Below are 22050 nucleotides of genomic sequence, written 5' to 3' on the forward strand. Positions count from 1 at the left end.
TAGTGCGCTACTCAGCCGTGCGATACGGCAACAGCGTGCGCGCCTGTTCGGCATAGTCGCGCACGCCCAGTTGTTCTTCAGTAAGGAAGTTCGCCACGGCCGTGCGCAAGCCGGAGTGACAAAGGTAATGCCAGGAATGGGTAATCTGCGGTTCGAAACCGCGAATAAGCTTGTGCTCACCCTGGGCGCCGGCATCGAAACGCTGCAGACCATTGCCAATGGCGTAGTCCATCCCCTGGTAGAAACAAGTCTCGAAATGCAGCCGGTCAAACTCGGCCAAACAGCCCCAGTAACGCCCATATAGGCTATCGCCGCCGACCAGACTAAAGGCCATGGCCACCGGCCTGCCGGCTTGGTGTGCGAGCACCACACGGATCATCGCGGGCATGCGCTCGGCCACTAGGCTAAAGAACGCGCGCGTCAGGTAAGGCGACTGGCCGCGCACGCGGTAAGTATTGGCGTAGCACAGGTAGACAAAATCCCACTCCAGCTCACTGAGCTGATGGCCCTCGCGCCAGTCAAACTCAATACCCTGCCCCGCCACCTGCTCACGTTCCTTACGCATCTGCTTACGCTTGCGCGAGCTGAGCGCGTCGAGAAAGTCCTGAAAATCCCGATAATCCCGATTACGCCAGTGGAACTGACAACCCAAGCGCTGCAACCAGCCGTCACGGCCCTGCAGCAGGGCATTTTCGGCCGCGCTGGTGAAGTTGATATGCAGACTCGACAGGCCCTGCTGTTCCAGGCTGGCGCTTAGCTCGTCGAGCAATAGCCCTGCAGCTAACGGCGCGCCCAGCAGGCGCTGACCGGTCACTGGCGAGAAGGGAATCGCGCCGAGCAGCTTGGGGTAATAGTCGATACCCGCACGGTGGCAGGCATCGGCCCAGCCATGATCGAACACGTACTCACCATAGGAATGGCTCTTCACATAACCCGGCATGGCCGCCTGCAGCCCGCCTTGCGCATCGAGCAACACGGCATGGGCAGGTTGCCAGCCGGTACGCCCGCCCACACTGCCACTGTCTTCCAGTGCAGAGAGAAAGGCATGACGCAAGAATGGCTGCGCGTCAGTGAGCAGAGCATCCCACTGGCTGGCGGCAATTTCATGGATGGAGTTCAGTTGGTTCAGCAACATCAGCAGCTCGGCGCGTCAGGCAAGGCTGCACTATATATAGCCGTTTGCCTTGGCGCTGCCATGGTTTTACTGACGGGCCGTTGAAAACCTGGGGCGACTCACCTGCAGTTACTCCGCCGGCCCGGACGCCCGGCAATCCTCCGTCCGGTTGTACCGCTCAACCATGCCCTCGGTGACAACTGAGCGCAGATGCCCAGCAGATGCTTCCCGACACAAAAGCGCAGACGAAAAAAAAGGCTCTGTCCCAAAGCCGTGTTGCAGACCGCTTTTGTAGGGTGGGTTAGCGGCGCTGAGACTGCTTATGGGTATATCCACACGACCCAAGCGCCGCGTAACCCACCATTGCGGTTTGTCGGTAGACCGCCATGGTGGGTTACGGCCCGTTGGGAGTTGATGCAGTTTGCCTGATCCCGGTTTGCGCCTAACCCACCCTACATAATACCGCGCTGCCTTGCACCGCTGCGCCATCCGGGGCGATTCAACACATCACTGGTACATAGCCAAAAAAACCCCGCACTAGGCGGGGCTCAAGGATAGGAGCAGCGGTTAAACGCTATTGCCTTAGAACACGTATTGCGCGCGGAGGCTGATGGCATCGCCGTCATCATCGCCATTGGCGTTTACAATATCGTCGACGCTGGTATTCAGGTAGTTGGCGGAGATCTTCACCGCTTCGTTGACATACCAGTTCACACCGACAGTGTGAGTCTGGGCGCTGGCTTCAGCGGTGTCGAAAGTCAGGCCAAGCAAGCCGGCGTTGGAGGGCGCAATAGCACTCTCATCAACCGTGATGTCGTCGTAGCGGTAGAACACTTCCCAGGCACCCAGCTTCTTGTCGCTGGGTTTGATTTTGTCGAACTTGCCACCATCAAGCTTGTAACTGCGCGATTCGCCAGTCAGGGTGTAGGCCACTTGCACGTTGTAGCCACTGGCTTCCAGATCGTTGTCGTTGCCATTGGCCACCGCATCGCCATCGGCGGTGCGAGTCAGGTACTCACCCTGGATGGAGAACGGCCCCATCATATAGGCCGCTTCCGCGCCCCATGCCTGATCGGTGCCATCCAGCTTAGCGCCACCGAAGGTGCCACGGTTGCCGTTAATGGTATCTTCGCTAGTGCCGCGAACCGATAACCGCGACTTGATCGAGTCACTGAAACCCGCTTCTACTTCACGGGTCGCGTAGTTCAGGCCGAAGTGCAGAACCTGCTTATCCTGGACGATCGGGGCAAATACACCGCGCGCGACGAAAGTGGTGTTGTTCTGGCCATCTTCGTCCTGGTTGCCGTCTTGACGATAACCTCCGACCTCGGCATGGAACATATCGGCGAAAGTGCTACGCAGTCGAATGCCTTCGCCATCTTCATGGCTGTTCAGCCAAGGCGCGAGGTCGTAGATGGCCGAACGCTCGATGGCAGTGATCCACTTGGAGCTGACAGCCTCTTCCAAACCGAAAGTTGGATTGATGCGACCGACCGAAATTTGAACAGGCTTCCAGCCATCATAGGAGATGGACGCTTCATTCCAGTTGTCTTTGGTGCCAGTGTCACCAAAGTTACGGGCGAAGGTATAACTCCAGTCGGTGTATGCCACACCGGAGATTTCAAGGCGTGCACGACGCAGATAAGACTCATCGGCACGGTTGCCATTCTTGGTGTAAAAACCATCGAAGCTGTCCGCATCCGCCTGGATACGGCCGCCGATTTTGAAGGAAAATGCCTTGTCGGTGGTGCCTACTTCCAGACCACCCTTGGTCTTGACCACGATGTCGGCGCCGTCAGTGGTGACGGTGCCAGCGAAAGCCTGGGCGGAAACGGCCAGGGCCAGAGCGCTGGTTGCGAAGCCGGCCATGACTCCACGAAAGCTGTGCTTACGGATCATCGAAGATTCCTCTAAATGGATTTTAAGTGTTGAAAACACCCGAGCGCTGGGGGCTCGTTCGTGCTGGAGGGAATCTTGGCGGCGGGATATTTCAGGGCCGTTGCTGATATATAAATATTTGATTACAGCGGAACTTTTTACTTCGTTTGTAAATAAGCTGATTCACTCCCAGGTTGGCCGCAGCAAGCACCACAGCCGTAGAAGACTTTTGCCGCCGGCCAACTGATCCGTCACACTACGTGCCCCGAGCAAATGCTCGTTTTCCAAAGCCTGCAGACTCCGTATGACCCGATCCCCGTTCCGCCGTCTCGTTTTTGGCACCTTGCGCCGTGTGCTGTACCTCTGGGTGCGCTCGGAAACCATCAACCAGTCGGCCTTTACCCTTAAGCTCGACCGCAGTAAGCCGGTGTTCTACGTGCTGCAGCAGCCGTCGCTGAGTGATCTGGCCGTGGTCGATACGGAGTGCCGCAAGGCTGGCCTGCCGCGCCCAATCCTGCCGGTCACGGTGGGGAATCTGGAAGAGCCAGCAGCGTTCTTCTATCTAACGCCGGAGCCCGACTGGCTCGGCCGTCAGGACAAGCGCGGTATCTCACCGACCCTACAACGCCTGGTCAGCGCGCTGAGCCAGCATGCGGTGGACGATGCGCAGATCATTCCCGTAAGCGTGTTCTGGGGTCAGTCGCCCGACCGTGAAACTAGCCCGTGGAAGCTGCTGTTCGCTGACAGCTGGGCCGTCACCGGTCGTCTGCGCCGCCTGGTCAGCATCCTGATTCTCGGCCGCAAGACTCGCGTGCAGTTCTCCACGCCGATCCATATGCGTGAGCTGGTCGAGCAGGACAAAGGCCACGAGCGCACCCTGCGCATGGTGCAACGCATCCTGCGGGTGCACTTCCGAAACCAGAAGGCCGCCGTGATCGGCCCGGACGTTTCACACCGGCGCAATCTAGTTAAAGGCCTGGTGCATGGCCCCCAGGTACGCCAGGCAATCATCGAAGAAGCCGAGCGTGAAGGCATCAGCCTGGAGAAGGCTGAAAGCCAGGCCCTGCGCTATGGCAACGAGATCGCCTCGGATTACACCTACACCGCCATTCGCTTTCTCGAAGTGGTGCTGAGCTGGTTCTGGAACAAGATCTATGACGGCATCAAGGTCAACCACATTGAAGGGGTGCAAGACGTCGCCCAGGGCCATGAAGTGATCTATGTGCCCTGCCACCGCAGCCACATCGACTACCTGCTGCTGTCTTATCTGTTGTTTAAAAACGGCCTGACCCCGCCGCACATCGCTGCTGGCATCAACCTCAATATGCCCGTGATCGGTAGCCTGCTACGCCGTGGTGGCGCGTTCTTTATGCGCCGCACGTTCAAGGGCAACCCGCTGTACACCGCAGTGTTCAACGAATACCTGCACACCCTGTTCAGCAAGGGCTTCCCGGTGGAGTACTTCGTTGAAGGCGGGCGTTCACGTACCGGGCGCATGCTGCAACCCAAAACCGGCATGCTGGCCATCACCATGCGCAGCTTCCTGCGCAGCAACCGCCTGCCAGTGGTGTTTGTGCCGGTGTATATCGGCTACGAGCGCGTGCTGGAAGGCCGCACCTACCTGGGTGAGCTGCGCGGCGCGAGCAAGAAGAAGGAGTCGATCTTTGACATCTTCAAGGTCATCGGCGCGCTCAAGCAGCGCTTTGGCCATGTTTGGGTCAACTTTGGCGAGCCAATCAAACTGGCCGAATTCCTCGACAGTGAGCAGCCCGACTGGCGCGAGCAGGATTACGGCACCCAATACCGCCCGGCCTGGCTCAATGAGGCCACCAACAGCCTCGGCGAACGTGTGGCCCAGCACCTCAACGAGGCCGCCGCGATCAACCCGGTCAACCTGGTCGCCCTGGCGTTACTGTCTACCAGCAAGCTGGCGCTGGACGAGCGTGCCCTGGCGCGGGTGCTCGACCTGTATTTAGCCCTGCTGCGCACAGTGCCCTACTCGCCGCACACCACCCTGCCCGACGGCAACGGCCAAGCGTTGATCGAATACGTACAGGGCATGGACCTGCTGGCTGAGCAAACCGACCCCCTGGGCAAGATCCTCTATCTGGACGAGCACAACGCCGTTCTGATGACCTACTACCGCAACAACGTGCTGCACATCTTCGCCCTGCCGGCGTTGCTGGCGAGCTTCTTCCAGAGCAGTGCGCGGATGAGCCGCGAGCAGATCCTGCGATTTACCAAGGCGCTCTACCCTTATCTGCAATCGGAACTGTTTATCCGCTGGGAGCTGGATGAGCTGGACGCCGTGGTCGACCAATGGCTGGCCGCCTTTGTCGAACAAGGGCTGCTGACCCTGGATGGCGACACCTATGTGCGCCCAGCGCCCAGCTCGCGTGAGTTCGTGCTGCTGACCCTGCTGGCCCGCGCCATCGTGCAGACCCTGCAGCGCTTCTATATGGCCACCGCCCTGCTGCTGAATGCCGGGCAGAACGTCATTAGCGCCGAAGAGCTGGAAGACCTCTGCACTGTCATGGCCCAACGCCTGTCGATCCTACACGGCCTCAACGCTCCGGAGTTCTTCGACAAGAGCCTGTTCCGCCACTTTATCCAGAGCCTGCTCGACCAAGGTGTGCTGCGCCAAGACGAAGCCGGCAAACTCAGCCATCACCCGCTGCTCAGCGAACTGGCCGAAGGCGCGGCCAAGCGCGTGCTGCCAGCAGAGATTCGCTTGTCGATTCGTCAGGTGGCCATGGATCGCAACGAGGATGTGGCCGAGCCGGTGTAAAGCCACTTTCGCACGCAGGACACGCGGCAGACTTGTCCTGCCTGTGACCTAACGAAATGACGCAGGGTGGATGACGTTTTATCCATCCACCCTGCGAGGTCACAGGCCTTGTAGATACTCCAAGATCGACCGCAGCCGGCCGTACCCATGAACCCAGACAACGATAAAACCAGCAAGCCGTCGCGCGCGGCGTTTCACCAAGCCAATCAATCGCGCGCCGAAGCCGAAGCCCAGCGCCTGTTGGCCGCCAAGGCCGAACTCGGCGCACGCTGGCTCAGCTGGGTAGCCGCCGAACTCTATACCCTCAAACCCGCCGCTTATGCACAGATGGTGCGCCGTGAGTTGCAGCGGTTAAACACTTAGCAATGTGAGCCCCGGATAAAATCTGGGGCACCTTGCTCCTGAACGTCCATGCGTGGGTTGCATTTGGGCTATATGCTGAATAGCAAAGTCCTACCCCCGACTTAAACCGGTCAACCGCGACGACAGCGCCTGCATGGCACTGCTGACTTCATCCAGGGCCTGGGCATCACGGGCGTTTTCTTCGCTGATGCTGTGAATGCGCACCGCCAGCTCATTGATCTCCTGAGTCACATGGCTTTGCTGCTGCGCCGCCACGGCGATCTGCTGAGCGCGTTGAGAGATGTCATCGAAACTCTGCACCGAGCTAGACAGCGCCGACGCTGCGCCTTCAGCCTCCACTACCGCATGCTCAGTACGCGCCTCGCCCGCTTGCATGGCCTGCACTGCCTGACGTGAAGCCTGCTGCAAAGCACTGATCATGGTACTGATCTCATTCGCCGAAGCCTGAGTTCTGCCTGCCAAGGTGCGCACCTCATCGGCCACCACAGCAAAGCCACGGCCCTGCTCACCGGCTCGTGCGGCTTCGATGGCGGCATTCAGCGCTAGCAGGTTGGTCTGTTCGGATATCGCCTTGATCACATCCAACACCGCACCGACCTGCTGGCTGTCTTTCTCCAGCCGGCTGATCACCATCGCTGCATCGGCCATTTCCGCCGACAGCGCTTGAATTGCCGAGCTATTGGAGGCGACTTTCTGCTGCCCCTGCTGCACCACCAGCAGTGAACTTTGCGCAGTATTGGCGCAGTCGTTGGTGTTCTGCGCCACTTCCTGGGCACTCGACGACATCTCTGTGATCGCTGCTGCCAACTGGGTGTTCTCCTGTCGCTGCTGCTCGGCGCGCCCGGCCAGGGTGCTGCTCAGCCCACCCAACTGCGCGGCCTCGGCTTGCAAATGGTCGGCTTCTTCGGCGATCCGCTGGAGCATGGTGCGCAACTGCCCGGCATAGCGATTGACCGCATGGCGCAGCGCGCCGATTTCATCCTCGCGTTCCACACTCAACTCGACATCACGGCTGGCCGAGCCACGGCCCAGGGAGTCGATCTGCGCAGTGGTTTCTTCCAGTTGGCCGATCAGCTTGCGCCCAGCCAACCAAGCCAGCGCAAGCAACACCGCCAGCAGCGGCAAAAGGAACAGCAGAATCTCCCAGGTCAGCGCCCGCGCCAAGCCGGTAACCCGTTCCTGTGGGGTGACCAGGCCAATTACCCAGCCGGTGTCAGGCATCACAAACAGGCTGACGCGGCTGGCCTGTTTGAGCTGTTCATCGTCGTCCAAATCAAGGTTACGAATCGCCCCTGAACTGCTGCCAGCCAGCGCCTCCTGCACCGGTTTGAGCCAACCGTGCTGCTGCGCCAGGTCGGTAAATTTAACCATCGCACTGCCCTTCGCCCCAGTCATACCTGGAAAATGCAGCACATTGCCCGCCTGATCGAGGGCAAAAGCATAACCATCGGTGACCTTACCCTGCTCGGTGAGAAAACGCGCCAGATCGTCCAGCAGCAGGTCGAGGGTAGCAACTCCAGCGAAGCGTCCCGCCAGCTGATAGGGCACGCTGCAGGTGACCATTGGCACGCCGGTTACAGCATCCTGATAGGCCTCCGACCACAAGCACTGGCCAGCCTTGCTGCTGCGCGCACCGGTATACCAGGCATCGTTGTGGTAACCGGGGCCATCGGCGGCGTTGTAATCATCTGAATAGGCCAGGCGACCATCCGCGCTGCGCGCCCAGAAAAAACTACGACGCTCCACGCCAACGGCAAATGCATTCGGCTCCGGCCACACACCGCCACCGGCGATCGCTCGGTCACCCTGGCTGTCGATCAGGTTGGGCAAGCTATTGAGGTACAGCGGCTCTTCACGCGGCAGCACTTCGGCCAAGTGCGCCAGGCTAGTCGTTACACCTTCAATGCGCGCTAACTGCAACGCCAGCTGACGCACGATGGCGCTACCGGTCTGCTCGATCAGTTCACCACTGGCCGCCACCACGCGCGGCTGACCACGCAGGGCCATCACGGCAAACACCGCCAGGGCGGTAAGAATCAAAAGAACGATGCAACCCAGGGTCAAACGCTGCGACAACCGAACGGGGACAAAAGCCATACCATTACTCCTGCTTGGAAAGGACGCTCAAGAGGGACTACCAGAACTGCTTACGAACCGCTCCTAGTTCCACCAGCAAGATCAGGTACTGCACATATGCAATTTGCGTGCATGCGCAGACGCTGAATACCTCAGACGTGTGCAATGAGTTATAGATGAATAAGCCCAGGGTCGTGGCGGTTAACCGTACATGAACGTTCTGCGCTTAAGTCGTTGCCTATCGCCGTGACTAAAGACTGGTCAGGCTCTGCGCCTGCCGCCAGGCGTGCACAGACGCCGATTTGCCTGCGCGCGCCAGTCCGTTAAGCTCCAGCTACTGCCTTCCCCCTCGCACAAGGATGCCCACCATGCTTCGTTTGATTTCCCTGGCCGCCGGCCTCGCCCTATCCAGCAGCGTCTTCGCCATTTCCCTCGCCGATCTCACGCAAAGCGACGCCAGCGGCGGCCTTAAAGACGCCCTCACCCAAGGCGCCAAAGTAGCCGTACAGCAACTGGGCAAACCGGGCGGTTTCAGCAACAACCCAGACGTGCGCATCGAACTGCCGGGCAACCTCGGCAAAGCCGCAAAAACCATGAAAATGATGGGCATGGGCGCGCAGGTTGATCAGCTTGAAGCGAGCATGAACAAAGCCGCTGAGGCTGCAGTGCCGCAAGCTCAGGCGCTGCTGGTGGACTCGGTGAAGAAGATGACCGTGCAGGACGCCAAAAGCATCCTTAGCGGCCCGGAAGACTCGGCCACCCAGTACCTGAACAAAACCAGCCGCGAGCAGATCCGCGCCAAGTTCCTGCCCATAGTCAAGCAAGCCACCGACCAGGTCGGCCTGGCCAAGCAATACAACAGCTTCGCCGGCCAAGCCGCGAGCTTCGGCGTGATCGACGCGAAAAGCGCGAATATCGAGAACTACGTAACCGAGCAGGCGCTGGACGGCCTGTTTGCGATGATCGCCGAGCAGGAAGCCAGCATCCGCCAAAACCCGGCGGGCGCAGCGACCAGCCTGGCGAAGAAGGTGTTTGGGGCGTTGTAAAACGGATTGGATGGATGTGAAAAAGTCAGGCCTTAGGGTCTGGCTTTTTCGTCATGGCAACGCACAAGCATCGCGGCCAAGGCCGCTCCTACAGGATTGAGGAAGCCCCGTAGGATGGATTGAGCAGCGCGATATCCATGCGGTTAATGAATAGTTGGAGATCGCTGCACACCACCCATCCTAGGCAGCTAGCCATACTCAATCCGCAACAGTAAAACTCGCGGCTAAAGCCCCTCCTACAGACAGGCAGTGCTCACAACCGTTGCCAGGCGCAAAAACAAAACCCCGCCAATCAGCGGGGCTTTGTCGGCCAAGTGGCATGCTTATTCGGCCTGTGCCACCAGCACGTCATTCTGATCACGACTCCACTGCGGCAGCAGCGTCCCGATCAGCATACCGGCCAGGCTAAACAGCAGGCCCGCCAGCTGCGGTGGCCAGAACGCGGCTTCGCTCCAGGTCAGCTCCAGGTAGATCCACGACACCAAACCAAAGGCAATGGCCACCAGCGCGCCTTGGGTGGTGGCGCGCTTCCAGAACAACCCGGCGAACAATGGCACCACAGCCGCCACCAAGGTCACCTTGTAGGCGTTGCCGACCATCTCGTAGATGCTCGCATCCGAGTACAGGGCAAAGCTCAGGGTCGCCACCGCGCACACAAAGATGGTGCAGCGCATGAGCAGCAAGAACTGCTTGTCGGTAAGCACCGGCAAGAAGCGCTTGAGCACGTTCTCAGTCAGGGTCACCGACGGTGCCAACAGGGTGCCGGAGGCGGTGGACATGATTGCCGAGAGCAGCGCGCCGAAGAACATGATCTGGGCGAACAGCGGCGTTTTGTCGAGGATCAGCAGCGGCAGAATCATCTGCGAATCTTCGGCCAGCCACTTCTCGACCAGCGCTGGGTCGATCATCGAGGCGGCGTACACCAGGAAGATCGGCAGCATGCAGAAGCCCAGGTAGAACACCGCGCCGGTCATCGAGGCGCGCGCGGCAATGTTCTCGCTCTTGGCCGACATCACCCGCTGGTACACGTCCTGCTGGGGGATGGAGCCGAGCATCATGGTCACCGCGGCGCCGATAAAGGCGACGATATCCTTGGGCTCGAAGGCGTGCATAAAGGTGAATTTGCCTTCGCTGGCGGCTTTGCTGATCACCAGATCGGCACCACCAGCCATATCGCTGAACAGCCAGACCAGGTAAATCAGGCCGACGACGATGATGATCATCTGGAAGAAGTCGGTCAGGGCAATCGACCACATGCCGCCGAACAGGGTGTACAGCAGCACGATAAAGGTGCCGAGGAACATGCCCTGAGTGGTGCTGATGCTGCCGTCGGAGATGACGTTGAACACCAGGCCGAGGGCGATCAGTTGCGCGGCGATCCAGCCCAGGTAGGACATGACGATGACCAGGCTGATGATCAGCTCGACCTGCGGGCCGAAGCGCTTCTTGAAGTAATCGCCGATGGTCAGCAGGTTCATCCGGTACAACGGCCGGGCGATGATCAGGCCGACCAGGAACAGGCAACCAAAGGAGCCGAATGGGTCTTCGACGATGCCGGCAAAGCCTTCTTCGAGGAAGGTGGCGGGGATGCCCAGCACGGCCTCGGAGCCAAACCAGGTGGCGAACACCATGGCGGCGACGATGGGGAAGCCCATGCTACGACCACCGGAGGCGAAATCGCGGGTGTTGTGTACCCGAGTGGAAGCGTAGAAACCGATGGCGACAGTCACCAGTAGATAGAGTGCAACGAACCAAATCAGCATGTTTTCCCGTTCCACAGACGTCAGTCCACCGCATGCATAGCCCGCGCAAGCTGCGCAGGTCAGAACGGTGAGCTACAGGTTTTTGTTATGACCACTGCCGATGGGTAATTGCACGCACCCACCGAGGTCGCGCAGTCTGGCAAAAACACAAAATATGTCAAATAAAAACGACAAAGCGTAAGAAAAAAAGCCCAAGCCAGTGAAGCGAAGACGGGATAAAAGACTGTAATCGCTACAGAAAATGCATGGCTCTGGCGAGCAACAGTTGCATATTTTTAACAGCCACCGAGCAGCATCGCCTCCAGGGTTCAGTTAAGCAGGCATAAAAAAACCAGGCACTGAGGCCTGGCTTTTTTATGCTCAAACGCCGGCTCAGCCTGGCTGACGCTCCACTTCCTTAACCCGGAACCAGGCGGCATACAACGCTGGCAGGAACAACAAGGTCAGCGCCGTCGCAACGATCAGGCCGCCCATGATGGCCACGGCCATCGGCCCGAAGAACACGCTGCGCGACAGCGGAATCATCGCCAGCACCGCTGCCAGGGCAGTCAGCACGATAGGCCGGAAACGCCGCACGGTGGCTTCGATAATCGCGTGCCAGCGGTCCATGCCGGCGGCGATATCCTGCTCGATCTGGTCGACCAAAATCACCGAGTTACGCATGATCATCCCCGACAGGGCGATGGTGCCGAGCATGGCGACGAAGCCGAACGGCTGACGGAAGATCAGCAGGAATAACGTCACGCCAATCAAGCCCAGGGGTGCGGTGAGAAAGACCATGGCCGAACGCGAGAAGCTCTTCAGCTGCAGCATCAGCAGGGTCACCACCACCACGATAAACAGCGGTACGCCGGCGTTAACCGACTTCTGCCCACGGCTGGAGTCCTCCACCGTGCCGCCCACATCCAGCCCGTAGCCGTCGGGCAATTGCGCGCGTACCGGTTCGAGGGTCGGCAGGATCTGCTTAACCAGGCTGGCCGGCTGTTCCTTGCCATACACGTCGGCCCGTACGGTGACCGTCGGCAAGCGGTTGCGGTGCCAGATTATGCCCTCTTCAAAGCCATATTCCAGGGTGGCGACCTGCGACAGTGGCACGCTGCGGCCATTGTCGGTCGGCACGGCCAGGCTCGGCAGCAGGCTCAGCTCCTGGCGTTCGCTCGGAGTGCCACGCAGGAGGATTTCGATCAGCTCATTACCTTCACGGTATTGGCTGACAGGCGAGCCTGTGAGCGAGCTTTGCAGGAAGCGCGACAGGTCGGCTGTGCTCACTCCAAGGGCGCGGGCACGCTCTTGGTCGATATTCAGGCGCACCACCTTGCTCGGCTCTTCCCAATCCAGGTGCACGTTGGCCACATGGGGGTTCTCACGCACTTTACCGGCCACCTGACGCGCCAGCTGGCGCACCTCATCAATATGCTCGCCGGATACCCGGAACTGCACCGGATAGCCCACGGGGGGGCCGTTTTCCAGGCGCGAGATACGCGTGCGCAGGGTCGGGAACTGCTCGTGTAGCACATCAATCAGCCAGCTACGAATGGCCTCACGGTCTTCGATGCTTTTGGCCAACACGACGAACTGGGCAAAGCTGGCCGCAGGCAGTTGTTGATCCAGCGGCAGGTAGAAGCGCGGTGAGCCAGTGCCGACATAGGCCACGTAGTTATCAATACCTTCATGCCCTTTGAGCAGCGCTTCGAACCGCTTGGCCTGCTCTTCGGTCGCCGCCAGGGACGAGCCTTCGCTGAGTTTGAGGTCAACCATCAACTCCAGACGACCGGACGCCGGGAAGAACTGCTGTGGCACAAAACGGAACAGCAGGATCGAGCCAACGAACAGCGCAATAGTCAGCATGATCACCGTTTTACGCCGGCGTACGCACCACTCCACCGCCTTACGTACGCGCTGGTAGAACGGCGTGCCGTAAGGGTCGTGACCCTCTGCGCTGCCGCCGTGCTTGGCAGCGTGCAGCTTGGCCAAATCGGGCAACAGCTTGGCGCCCAGGTACGGCACAAACACCACGGCGGCGACCCACGACACCAATAGGGCAATGGTCACCACCTGGAAAATCGAGCGGGTGTACTCGCCAGTGCCGGACTGCGCGGTGGCAATCGGCAGGAAGCCCGCGGCGGTGATCAATGTGCCGGTGAGCATTGGGAAGGCGGTGCTGGTCCAGGCAAAACTGGCCGCTTTGATGCGATCAAAGCCCTGCTCCATTTTGATCGCCATCATCTCCACGGCAATGATCGCGTCATCCACCATCAGGCCCAGCGCCAGCACCAGCGCGCCGAGGGAAATCTTGTGCAGGCCAATGCCGAGGTAGTACATGGCGGCAAAGGTCATCGCCAGCACCAGCGGAATCGACAACGCCACTACCAGGCCGGTGCGCAGGCCGAGGGAGAAGAAGCTCACCAGCAGCACGATGATCACCGCTTCGGTGAGTACCCGAACAAACTCACCCACCCCGGTTTTTACCGCCGCCGGCTGGTCCGACACCTTGCTCAGTTGCATGCCGGCCGGCAGGGTTTCCTGCAGGCGGGCGAACTCACCCTCCAGCGCTTCACCGAGAACCAGAATGTCGCCGCCGGCTTTCATCGAAACTGCCAGACCAATGGCGTCCTCACCCATAAAGCGCATACGCGGCGCGGGGGGATCATTGAAACCGCGCTTGACCTCGGCGACATCGGAGATACGGAAGGTGCGATCGGCCACGCGGATGGGGAAGTTGCGAATTTCATCAACCGACTCGAAACGCCCGGTAACGCGTAATTGCACGCGGTCGGTGCTGGTTTCAAAGAAGCCAGCCGCCGCCACGGTGTTCTGCTCTTCCAGCGCCTGCTGCACGGCAGCCAGCGGCAAGCCGAGGGTCGCCAGCTTGGTGTTGGACAGCTCGATCCACACCTTCTCATCCTGCAACCCGAGCAGGTCGACCTTGCCGACATCCTTGACCCGCTGCAATTGCAGCTGGATGCGGTCGGCATAGTCCTTGAGCACGGCGTAGTCGAAGCCTTCACCGGTCAGCGCATAGATATTGCCAAAGGTGGTGCCGAATTCGTCGTTGTAGAACGGCCCTTGAATGCCTTGCGGCAGGGTATGGCGGATATCACCAACCTTCTTGCGCACCTGATAGAACAGATCGGGAATATCCACCGAGTGCATGGAATCACGGGCCACGAAGGTCACCTGGGACTCGCCGGGACGCGAGAACGAGATGATCTTGTCGTACTCGCCGGTCTCCATCAGCTTCTTTTCAATGCGCTCGGTGACCTGTTGGGCCACCTCTTCGGCGCTCGCCCCTGGCCAGTTGGTGCGCACTACCATGGCCTTGAAGGTAAAGGGCGGGTCTTCACTCTGACCGAGCTTGGTGTAGGAAAGCGCGCCGACCACAGCCAACAGCAGCATGAGATACAGCACGATCTGGCGGTTACGCAGCGCCCAGGCGGACAGGTTGAAATCCATCGGGATTACTCCTTGGCCGTCAGTTGAACAATACGGTTATCACGGTCAACCGGGCGCACCTGCTGACCTTCGCGCAACACCTGGCCACCGGCCGCCACGACCCAGTCGCTGGCCTGCAACCCTTCGAGGATCGGCACGGTTTTCTCACCATAAGCACCGATGCGCACGTTGGTGCGTTTGAGGGTGGAGTCCTTGGGGTCGACCACCCAGACGTAGGGCTGACCTTTCTCGGCGGTCAGCGCCGACAGCGGCACAGCCAGCGGCACTTCACCGTTGTGGGCGATAAACACGCGGGCGCTCTGGCCTAACTCGGCCGGCACCTTGCCCTCGGTAAAGGCCACACGGGCGGCGAAGGTGCGCGACTGCGGGTCAGCCGAGGGCGACATTTCACGGATACGCCCAGGGAAGCGTTGGTCTGGCTGCGACCACAATTCGACCGCCACCACCTGGCCGACCTTAAAGCGCTCGAAGGCTTGCTCCGGCAGGTTGATCAATACTTCACGCTCGCCGTCAGCCGCCAAGGTGAGCACCGTTTGCCCGGCGGCGACCACCTGCCCGACCTCAACCATACGCCGCGCGATCACGCCATCCAGGGGCGCGCGCAGCACGGCATAGCCGGCCTGGTTGTTGGCCACGTTGAACTCGGCACGCACCTGCTTCAACCGTGCTTCGCCAGCACGGTAGGTGTTTTCCGCATTGTCATATTGCGAGCGGCTGACCAGGTTACGCGCCAACAGGGTTTTGTAACGATCACGCTCGGCCCGCACCAACTGCAGATTAGCCTCGGCCGCCGCCAACTGAGCACGGCTCGCCTCCAACTGCAGGCGCACATCCTGTGGGTCCAGCTCGGCCAGCGCCTGGTCCTTCTTAACCTGCGCGCCGACATCGACCAGCCGCTTGCTCACCTTACCGCCAATGCGAAAGGCCAGCTCAGGCTCCAAACGTGCGCGCACCTCACCGGGGTAGGCATCCATCAGCTCACCGGCCAACTGTGGCTGCACCACCATGGCCGGGCGGATGGCGACCGCCGCAGGTTCACCATTGCCGCAGGCAGCAAGCAACACGATAAGACTGGCAGGCACAGCAACAGACAGGGCATGACGAAACATGATGATTAACCTTTCAGAGGCTTTTGAATATTTATACTGGCGGGTATAGTAAAAATAGCAAACTCACTAGTCCAGTATTAAAACCGACCTATGCCAAACAAAATGTTGCCCTACAGCGGCCCTGGCCGACCGAAAGATTTGGCCAAACGCAAAGCCATTCTGGAAGCGGCGAAGACCCTCTTTCTGAGCAATGGCTATGACGGCAGCAGCATGGATGCGATTGCCGCCGAAGCCGGCGTTTCCAAGCTCACGGTTTACAGCCACTTCACCGATAAGGAGAAGTTGTTTGCCGAGGCGGTGAAGTCCAAATGCGAGGAGCAGTTGCCAACGCTGCTGTTCGAACTCAGCGATGACGTGCCCGTGGAGCAGCTACTGCTGAACATCGCTCGTGGTTTTAGTGAGCTGATCAACAGCCGTGAGTCGCTGGAACTGCACCGGGTAATGGTGAGCCGTGCCGCGCAGGACTCAAAACTCTCGAAGATGTTTTATGAGGCCGGCCCCCAACGGGTGCTGCACGGCATGGCAGAACTGCTGCGCCAGGCCGACCAGAGCGGCAAGCTGCGGGTGGCTGATCCGTTGAGCGCAGCCGATCAGTTCTTCTGCCTGATCAAGGGCGGCGCCAACTTCCGCCTGCTGATCGGCTGCGGCGAAGCTCTACAAGGCGCCGAAGCCGAAGCCTATGTGCGCGATGCGGTCGAAGTATTCCTGCGCGCGTTCCGCGTCGAGTAGCGAAAAACGCGCACGGCGGTCCGCTTACTCGCTAGCCGCTTGCAGCTTCTTCTTCGGGTAGATGTCATAGCGGCTGGATTTACCTTCCAGGGCATAACCGGGCTTGGCCCCCTCAATCAGCGGCGCCTTGCGCGGGCGTTTGACCACCACCCGGTGACTGGCCAGGCTCAGCGCTGCGTCCAGCAACGCCGGCGCATCCAGGTCATCACCGACAAAGGGGCGGAACAGGCGCATCTCTTTTTTCACCAGCGCGCTCTTGTCGCGGTGCGGGAACATCGGATCGAGGTAGATCACCTGTGGCGGCTCGCCTTGCCAGGCACGCATCAGCTCGATGGCATTACCATTGAGGAGGCGCATCTGCGCGGCAATCGGCGCGACCTCACGGTCCAACGCCGCCCGCGCCAAGCCATCTTCCAGCAACGCGGCGATCAACGGCTGACGTTCGATCAAGGTCATCTCACAGCCTAAGCTGGCCAGCACAAAGGCATCACGCCCCAGGCCTGCCGTGGCATCTAGCACCCGCGGACGCACGCCGGCCTGCACACCGACAGCCTTGGCAATCATCTGCCCACTGCCACCCCCGAATAATCGCCGGTGCGCCACCGCGCCCTCGACAAAGTCCACCTTGACCGGGCCTGGCGCCTGCGGCCCCAGCTCCACCAGTTGCAAGCCGCCGTCGCCCAGCTGCAGGGCAAACTCACTGTCGCCCTCCAGCGGCAAGCCCAGGCGCTGCGCCCACTGTTCGGCCGCGGCCTGCAAATGGGGCGCCAGGGCCTGCATACGAATTCTGGCTATTAGCCGCTCATCACTCATCAGAAAATGTGCTCAAAAATCACTCAATTGACCGCCGCAGCGGCCGACAACATGCCTAAGCGGCATTTTGCCAGACCCGGCAGCATCCAGCCGCACCGAGTTCGCCATGTTCGATGTGATTTCTGCCCCACGCAGCGCCGCACCGTCGGCCGCCAACACCAGCTCGATCAGCGAAACGCTGGAGGATGGCAAGCGCGCCTCGCTGAATTACCAGATTCTGCGGCGCACCCTGCTGCCGGACGAAGTGACCGATGAACTACCGCCGAGCTCGCCCGAACCACCCGAAGCGCCACCGAGCGTAACGGTCCAGGCCAGTGATTTTCAGGCATTGGCCAGCCAGCGCGAGCTGGAATTGAACGTCAGCATCAACGCCGAGCCACAGCGAACCGACCCATTGGCCCTGGACCTGGCTGGCAATGGCTTTAGCACCAGCGGCCTGAGCCGCACAGTCAGCTTCGACCTGGATGCCGATGGCCAGCTTGAACAAATCAGCGTGCCTACAGGTGATGACGCGCTACTGGCACTCGACCGCAATGGCAATGGCCGCATTGACGATGGCCGCGAGCTGTTTGGCGACCAGAATGGCGCTGCTAACGGCTTTGCCGAACTGCGCAAATACGATGACAACGGCGACGGCCGCATCGACGCCCAAGATGCGATCTTCGAACGCCTGAGCCTGCTGCGTTTTGATAGTCAGGGCCGACAATCCAGCCAATCGCTCAGCCAAGCAGGCGTCAGCACCATCGACCTGCAAGCACGCGACGTGAAGATCGCCCTCGGCGCCTACGACGAAATTGCCCAGCTCGGGCGTTTCGAATTCGCTGACGGGCGCAGTGGTCAGGCCGCCGATCTGTTGTTGGCGCAGCGTTAAGTCAACGCGGCAGCCATGAGGAGCAGCTGTAGTAATACGTAGGGTGGGTTAGGCGCGAGCGTGTCTCAGACAAATATCATCGATTCTCAACGCGCCGTAACCCACCATTGCAGTCTGCCGACAAACTGCAATGGTGGGTTACGTTTCGTGGCAGCCCATAACCGTTCCCAGCGCCGCTAACCCACCCTACAAAATCGGCCTGCAACAGATAGTGGGTACATAGCCTTGCAAAACCCAGGTGCAGATGTCGCTAGCTGGAGCCTGTTTTTAACGCAGGATTGCCGACGCGCAGGAGATCCGAACCTGATTCTCAGCGGCACATTCGCCACAGCCCCATATCCACATGAAAGTGATCACGGTGAGCGGCGTTGTACTCAGGTCCCAGGGTGGTGTTGAAGCGTGTACAAGCGGCCCGCTGCACCTGACGCAGAAACTCGGCGTTTTGGCCCTGCTTGGGCCAGTCCTGCAAAACACTGATGCGCCGACCATCGGCCAAACGAAAGCCGATGATATCCAGCGCATTGGCCGAGGCATGCTGGCTGCGTCGCTGACTACCGGCAATGGTGCGGCAGGCGAAGCTGCCCACATGCTCAACATGCGCCACCCGCTGGCCAAACACCGCTTGAGCAGCGGGCTGCAGGTCATGCTGCTCGAACAAGGCAAAGGCCGCCGCCAGCGGGCAACTGGCGATAAAACTGCTGCTGAAATTCACCCCAGAGCTGTGTACACGCAAGGTATTAGTCAGCCGGCAGGCCGCATCCGGGATGCTATCGGCCTGCGGGGTGAAGCGCATCGATGAGCTGCTTAAGGCTTGTAGACACAGCGCGGGATCATCCTGCAGCCGCCAGAGTTTGAAGCTGGTCAGCAAATTTGGTGTATCGCGGATATCCAGTACCGCCCAAGGGTTCCACCGCGGCGGCACATCCAGCCAGCCACGCCAGATAGCCAGCAGCAGGCCGGCAAGCAATACACAGAACAGCAGAAATACGCGAAAGAAACTCATGCCACGCAGCCTAGCAGAACCTGCTCACGACCTCGCCAGCGAGAGCCATACAAGGTGCTACGCAGAACAGCCTCCGGAGGATCAAAGCACCGGGGACGGACAACGGAGCGTGAATAGGCCCTCAGATCAGGCCTAACTGCTCGACCTGCCCCTCGACCTGCACCTGTGGCAAGGCCGGCAAACCCGGCAGGCGCTGCATCAACTGTTGATGAAAACGCTGCGCCAGCTGCGGGGCCAGGCGATTGTCCGAGGTGTGCAGGAAGACATAGGGCGTGCGGCCCTCGTTGATCCAGTCCGCCACTTTATCCAGCCAAGGCGCCATAAACGGATCGTTGGCCGACAATTCAGGATGACCAATAAAGCGCAACTGAGGTGACTGACTGAAGGCGGTAGGCCGCAGCGGCAGGCGCGGCTTTTTGGCTTGCGCATGCAGCACCGCCGGCGCGCTGGAGACACAACTGAACAGCGCACGCGAATCCAAACACACACGCTCGATGCCGCGCTCATGCAGCAGGCGGTTAAGGCTGCGTTCCTCTTCACCCTTGGCAAAGAAGGCCGGATGACGCACCTCAACAGCCAGCTCCCCGCCCAGCCAGGGGTCGATAAAGCCGACCAGTTCCGCCAAGCGCTGCGGACCGAAACTCGCCGGCAACTGCAGCCAGAATGGCGCAACCCGCTGACCCAGCGGCGCCAGCAGCCGACGAAAATCCTCGGCTGTACTCAGCTGTTCGCGCAAATCGCCAGCATGGCTGATATCTCGCGGCAACTTGGCGCAAAAGCGCAGGTGCGCGGGCATCCGCTCAGCCCAGCGAGCCACTGTTTCTACAGAAGGTGATGCATAGAAGGTGGTGTTGCCTTCAACCGCATTGAATACCTGGGCATACAAGGGCAAGAAGTCAGCGCTGCGACTGCCGTCCGGGTACAAAGAACCGCGCCAGGCGGGTTCGCTCCATGACGGACAACCGAGGTAGTAAGGCAACATATTAAGCGTAGAGGTCGAGCCCCATAACCTGCTGAGCATCCGCCTCGCCGACAAAGCTGGCGGTTGAGCTATAGCTGGCCAGAGCCTGGGCCGCGCGATTGTTCAGTGGGGGCTGATACAGCTGGTCTTGCAGGCGAGCCGGAAGGTTGCTGCTGCTGGAGTTGCTCGCTTCGACCTTGCGTGCCTGAGCGACTTGTTCAAAACCCTGGGTGCTCGCCGGCGATGCCGGTTGCTCACGACGGGCCTCGATTTCGCGCTGCGCTTCGCGAAACGGCGTAACCGCAGAGCCCGGGCGGGAACTGCGGTCTGGCGAATAAGAGGAGGTAAAACCGTCGATACGCATTGATTACTGCTCGGACTGCCTAGCTAACAATGGATACAGGTGAGAGCAATCTAGCCCCCCACGTGGGCGTTTGGCAATTAGCCGCGGTGAATGCTCACAGGTAAGCGACGGCAGGTGCACCAATGCCCTCAATTTATGGCCGTTCAGACCGGCGCCTTGGGCGTGGCCACCTTATCGCGCAGGTAAACCGGCTGCGCCAGGTCGGCGATAACCGCTTCACCACGCGCCCAAGCAAAGCGCGCCAGGCTAAGCAGGTCTAAGGCATGCGGCAGCATGCTGGCGTCCTGCCCGCTGACCGCCACCGGAATACGCGCAGCAAAGGTGCCCCAGCCCGTGCCGGCGGCAAACCAGTCACCCGAAACATCTGCGGGTAGGCTGGCACGCTCTGGCGGCAATACCGCCTCAACACCGAGCAAGCGCATCTCGCCCTGCTCCGCGCGATAGCAGCCCCAGTAAACCTCATCCATGCGTGCATCAATGGCAGCAGCGACCTGCTGTGCGCCATGCTCACGCAGGCTGCGCTGGGCCAGCACGGCCAGGTTGGACACTGGCAATACCGGGCGATCCAGGGCGAAGGCCAACCCCTGCACCACCCCAACGGCAATCCGCACGCCGGTAAACGCACCCGGGCCGCGGCCGAAGGCAATCGCATCCAGTGCCGACAGTGACACGCCAGCATCGGCCAATAGCTGCTTGATCATCGGCAACAAGCATTGGGCATGCATGCGCGGAATCACTTCATAGTGGCTGAGCACCTCACCGTTATGCAGTAAAGCAACGGAGCAGGCTTCGGTGGCAGTATCCAGGGCCAGCAGAGTGGTCATCGTGATTCAGGCAGGTCAACAAATGGGCGGGCATTAAAACGGTTTAGCGTGTTTTTTGCCAGCACCTCGACCTGCCGGGCGACAGACTGGCACTCACTCACCCAGCCCTGCGCCCCGCCACCGACGCCCACCGGCTTTATATCCACAAACGAAAACGCCCCGCAAAGGCGGGGCGTTTTCTGCTTACGGCACATACTTAGCTAAGTGCAGCAAGTACCTTCGCGGTGATCTCGTCAACCGAACCAACGCCAGCAATGGCACTGTACTTCGGTGTGCCGTCAACGGCGGCCAGCTTTTGGTAGAAGTCCACCAACGGCTTGGTCTGCGAGTGATAGATCGACAAGCGATGACGCACGGTTTCTTCCTTGTCATCTTCGCGCTGGATTAGCTCGTCACCCGTTTCGTCGTCAATACCGGCGACTTTGGGCGGATTGTGCTCGGTGTGGTATACGCGGCCCGATGCGGGGTGCACGCGACGACCGGCGATACGACCGACGATTTCTTCATCATCGACAGCAATTTCGAGCACGTTGTCGATAACCACGCCCGCTTCCTTCAAGGCTTCAGCCTGGGGAATGGTGCGCGGGAAGCCATCGAAGAGGAAACCATTGGCACAGTCGGCTTGAGCGATACGTTCTTTGACCAAGTTGATGATCAAGTCATCGGAAACCAGACCACCGCTGTCCATTACGCTCTTGGCAACTAGGCCCAGCTCAGTGCCAGCCTTGACCGCTGCACGCAACATGTCACCGGTGGAAATTTGCGGAATACCAAATTTCTTGGTGATGAAACCCGCTTGGGTGCCTTTACCGGCACCGGGCGCACCCAGCAAAATTACGCGCATCGATGTGCTCCTCAAAATTTAAGTAGAAATCGCTCGGACTCGCCTCGTGGG

General features: G+C 60.1%; 17 protein-coding genes and 1 pseudogene. 5 read left to right on the forward strand and 13 right to left on the reverse strand.

Annotation, left to right across the window (positions count from 1 at the left end; genetic code table 11):
- Positions 1–7: 7 nt before the first annotated feature.
- Both ACEPAJ_RS16140 and ACEPAJ_RS16145 read right to left on the reverse strand, forming a co-directional pair.
- A complete protein-coding gene (locus ACEPAJ_RS16140; protein ID WP_425916128.1) occupies positions 8–1135 on the reverse strand; it encodes a GNAT family N-acetyltransferase in 1128 nt (375 codons plus the stop codon).
- A gap of 561 nt (positions 1136–1696) precedes the next feature.
- On the reverse strand, positions 1697–3013 hold the full coding sequence (locus ACEPAJ_RS16145) for an OprO/OprP family phosphate-selective porin (RefSeq protein ID WP_274086879.1): 1317 nt from the start codon (positions 3011–3013) through the stop codon (positions 1697–1699).
- Between the two features lie 283 nt (positions 3014–3296).
- Between ACEPAJ_RS16145 and plsB the strand changes: the two genes are divergently transcribed.
- Together plsB and ACEPAJ_RS16155 are read left to right on the forward strand one after the other, a co-directional pair.
- On the forward strand, positions 3297–5780 hold the full coding sequence (plsB, locus tag ACEPAJ_RS16150; RefSeq protein ID WP_425916130.1) for a glycerol-3-phosphate 1-O-acyltransferase PlsB: 2484 nt from the start codon (positions 3297–3299) through the stop codon (positions 5778–5780).
- A 147-nt stretch (positions 5781–5927) separates the two neighbouring features.
- Positions 5928–6143 (forward strand): hypothetical protein, encoded by a 216-nt coding sequence (locus ACEPAJ_RS16155; protein WP_425916132.1) that lies wholly within the window; start codon positions 5928–5930, stop codon positions 6141–6143.
- A gap of 90 nt (positions 6144–6233) precedes the next feature.
- Here the strand turns inward: ACEPAJ_RS16155 and ACEPAJ_RS16160 are convergent, their stop codons facing one another.
- Together ACEPAJ_RS16160 and ACEPAJ_RS16165 are read right to left on the reverse strand one after the other, a co-directional pair.
- Entirely contained in the window at positions 6234–7364 is a 1131-nt protein-coding gene (locus ACEPAJ_RS16160; protein WP_425918066.1) for a methyl-accepting chemotaxis protein, read from the reverse strand.
- Positions 7350–8240: pseudogene (locus ACEPAJ_RS16165) on the reverse strand (cache domain-containing protein); the annotation flags it as partial. The gene ACEPAJ_RS16160 and the pseudogene ACEPAJ_RS16165, both read right to left, overlap by 15 nt.
- 347 nt (positions 8241–8587) lie before the next feature.
- On the opposite strand from ACEPAJ_RS16165, the gene ACEPAJ_RS16170 reads away from it, so the two are divergent.
- Positions 8588–9265: a DUF4197 domain-containing protein gene (locus tag ACEPAJ_RS16170; protein WP_425916134.1), complete on the forward strand. Its 678-nt coding sequence runs from the start codon at positions 8588–8590 to the stop codon at positions 9263–9265.
- 323 nt (positions 9266–9588) lie between these two features.
- Here ACEPAJ_RS16170 and ACEPAJ_RS16175 read toward each other — a convergent pair whose 3' ends face one another.
- From ACEPAJ_RS16175 to ACEPAJ_RS16185, 3 genes are all read right to left on the reverse strand, one after another.
- Complete coding sequence (locus tag ACEPAJ_RS16175; protein ID WP_425916136.1) at positions 9589–11028, reverse strand: sodium:solute symporter family protein; 1440 nt, start codon at positions 11026–11028, stop codon at positions 9589–9591.
- A 372-nt stretch (positions 11029–11400) separates the two neighbouring features.
- Positions 11401–14481 carry an efflux RND transporter permease subunit gene (locus ACEPAJ_RS16180; RefSeq protein ID WP_425916138.1) on the reverse strand — a complete coding sequence of 1027 codons (3081 nt, stop codon included), beginning with the start codon at positions 14479–14481 and terminating at the stop codon, positions 11401–11403.
- 5 nt (positions 14482–14486) lie between these two features.
- Entirely contained in the window at positions 14487–15590 is a 1104-nt protein-coding gene (locus ACEPAJ_RS16185) for an efflux RND transporter periplasmic adaptor subunit (protein ID WP_425916140.1), read from the reverse strand.
- 90 nt (positions 15591–15680) lie between these two features.
- Here ACEPAJ_RS16185 and ACEPAJ_RS16190 point away from each other — a divergent pair, with 90 nt between their 5' ends.
- Complete coding sequence (locus tag ACEPAJ_RS16190) at positions 15681–16319, forward strand: TetR/AcrR family transcriptional regulator (RefSeq protein ID WP_425916142.1); 639 nt, start codon at positions 15681–15683, stop codon at positions 16317–16319.
- A gap of 24 nt (positions 16320–16343) precedes the next feature.
- Here ACEPAJ_RS16190 and ACEPAJ_RS16195 read toward each other — a convergent pair whose 3' ends face one another.
- Positions 16344–17132, reverse strand: coding sequence for a class I SAM-dependent methyltransferase (locus ACEPAJ_RS16195; RefSeq protein WP_425916144.1), 789 nt, complete (start codon positions 17130–17132; stop codon positions 16344–16346).
- Positions 17133–17238: 106 nt separating this feature from the next.
- Here ACEPAJ_RS16195 and ACEPAJ_RS16200 point away from each other — a divergent pair, with 106 nt between their 5' ends.
- Positions 17239–18003, forward strand: coding sequence for a hypothetical protein (locus ACEPAJ_RS16200; RefSeq protein ID WP_425916146.1), 765 nt, complete (start codon positions 17239–17241; stop codon positions 18001–18003).
- A 310-nt stretch (positions 18004–18313) separates the two neighbouring features.
- Here the strand turns inward: ACEPAJ_RS16200 and ACEPAJ_RS16205 are convergent, their stop codons facing one another.
- The 5 genes from ACEPAJ_RS16205 to adk all read right to left on the reverse strand — a co-directional run bounded on the left by ACEPAJ_RS16205 (position 18314) and on the right by adk (position 21999).
- Positions 18314–19006, reverse strand: coding sequence for an extensin family protein (locus ACEPAJ_RS16205; RefSeq protein WP_425916148.1), 693 nt, complete (start codon positions 19004–19006; stop codon positions 18314–18316).
- A gap of 121 nt (positions 19007–19127) precedes the next feature.
- Positions 19128–19988, reverse strand: coding sequence for a DUF72 domain-containing protein (locus ACEPAJ_RS16210; RefSeq protein WP_425918068.1), 861 nt, complete (start codon positions 19986–19988; stop codon positions 19128–19130).
- A gap of 1 nt (position 19989) precedes the next feature.
- Positions 19990–20331: a hypothetical protein gene (locus ACEPAJ_RS16215; protein WP_425916150.1), complete on the reverse strand. Its 342-nt coding sequence runs from the start codon at positions 20329–20331 to the stop codon at positions 19990–19992.
- A gap of 143 nt (positions 20332–20474) precedes the next feature.
- A complete protein-coding gene (gene tsaB, locus ACEPAJ_RS16220) occupies positions 20475–21155 on the reverse strand; it encodes a tRNA (adenosine(37)-N6)-threonylcarbamoyltransferase complex dimerization subunit type 1 TsaB (protein ID WP_425916152.1) in 681 nt (226 codons plus the stop codon).
- A 196-nt stretch (positions 21156–21351) separates the two neighbouring features.
- The gene (adk, locus tag ACEPAJ_RS16225) at positions 21352–21999 is read right to left on the reverse strand and encodes an adenylate kinase (RefSeq protein ID WP_274086893.1); all 648 of its coding nucleotides are present in this window, start codon (positions 21997–21999) and stop codon (positions 21352–21354) included.
- Positions 22000–22050 lie beyond the last annotated feature (51 nt).

Origin of the sequence: Pseudomonas sp. GWSMS-1, from assembly GCF_049847425.1 — a bacterium.
Classification (GTDB): Bacteria; Pseudomonadota; Gammaproteobacteria; order Pseudomonadales; family Pseudomonadaceae; genus Aquipseudomonas.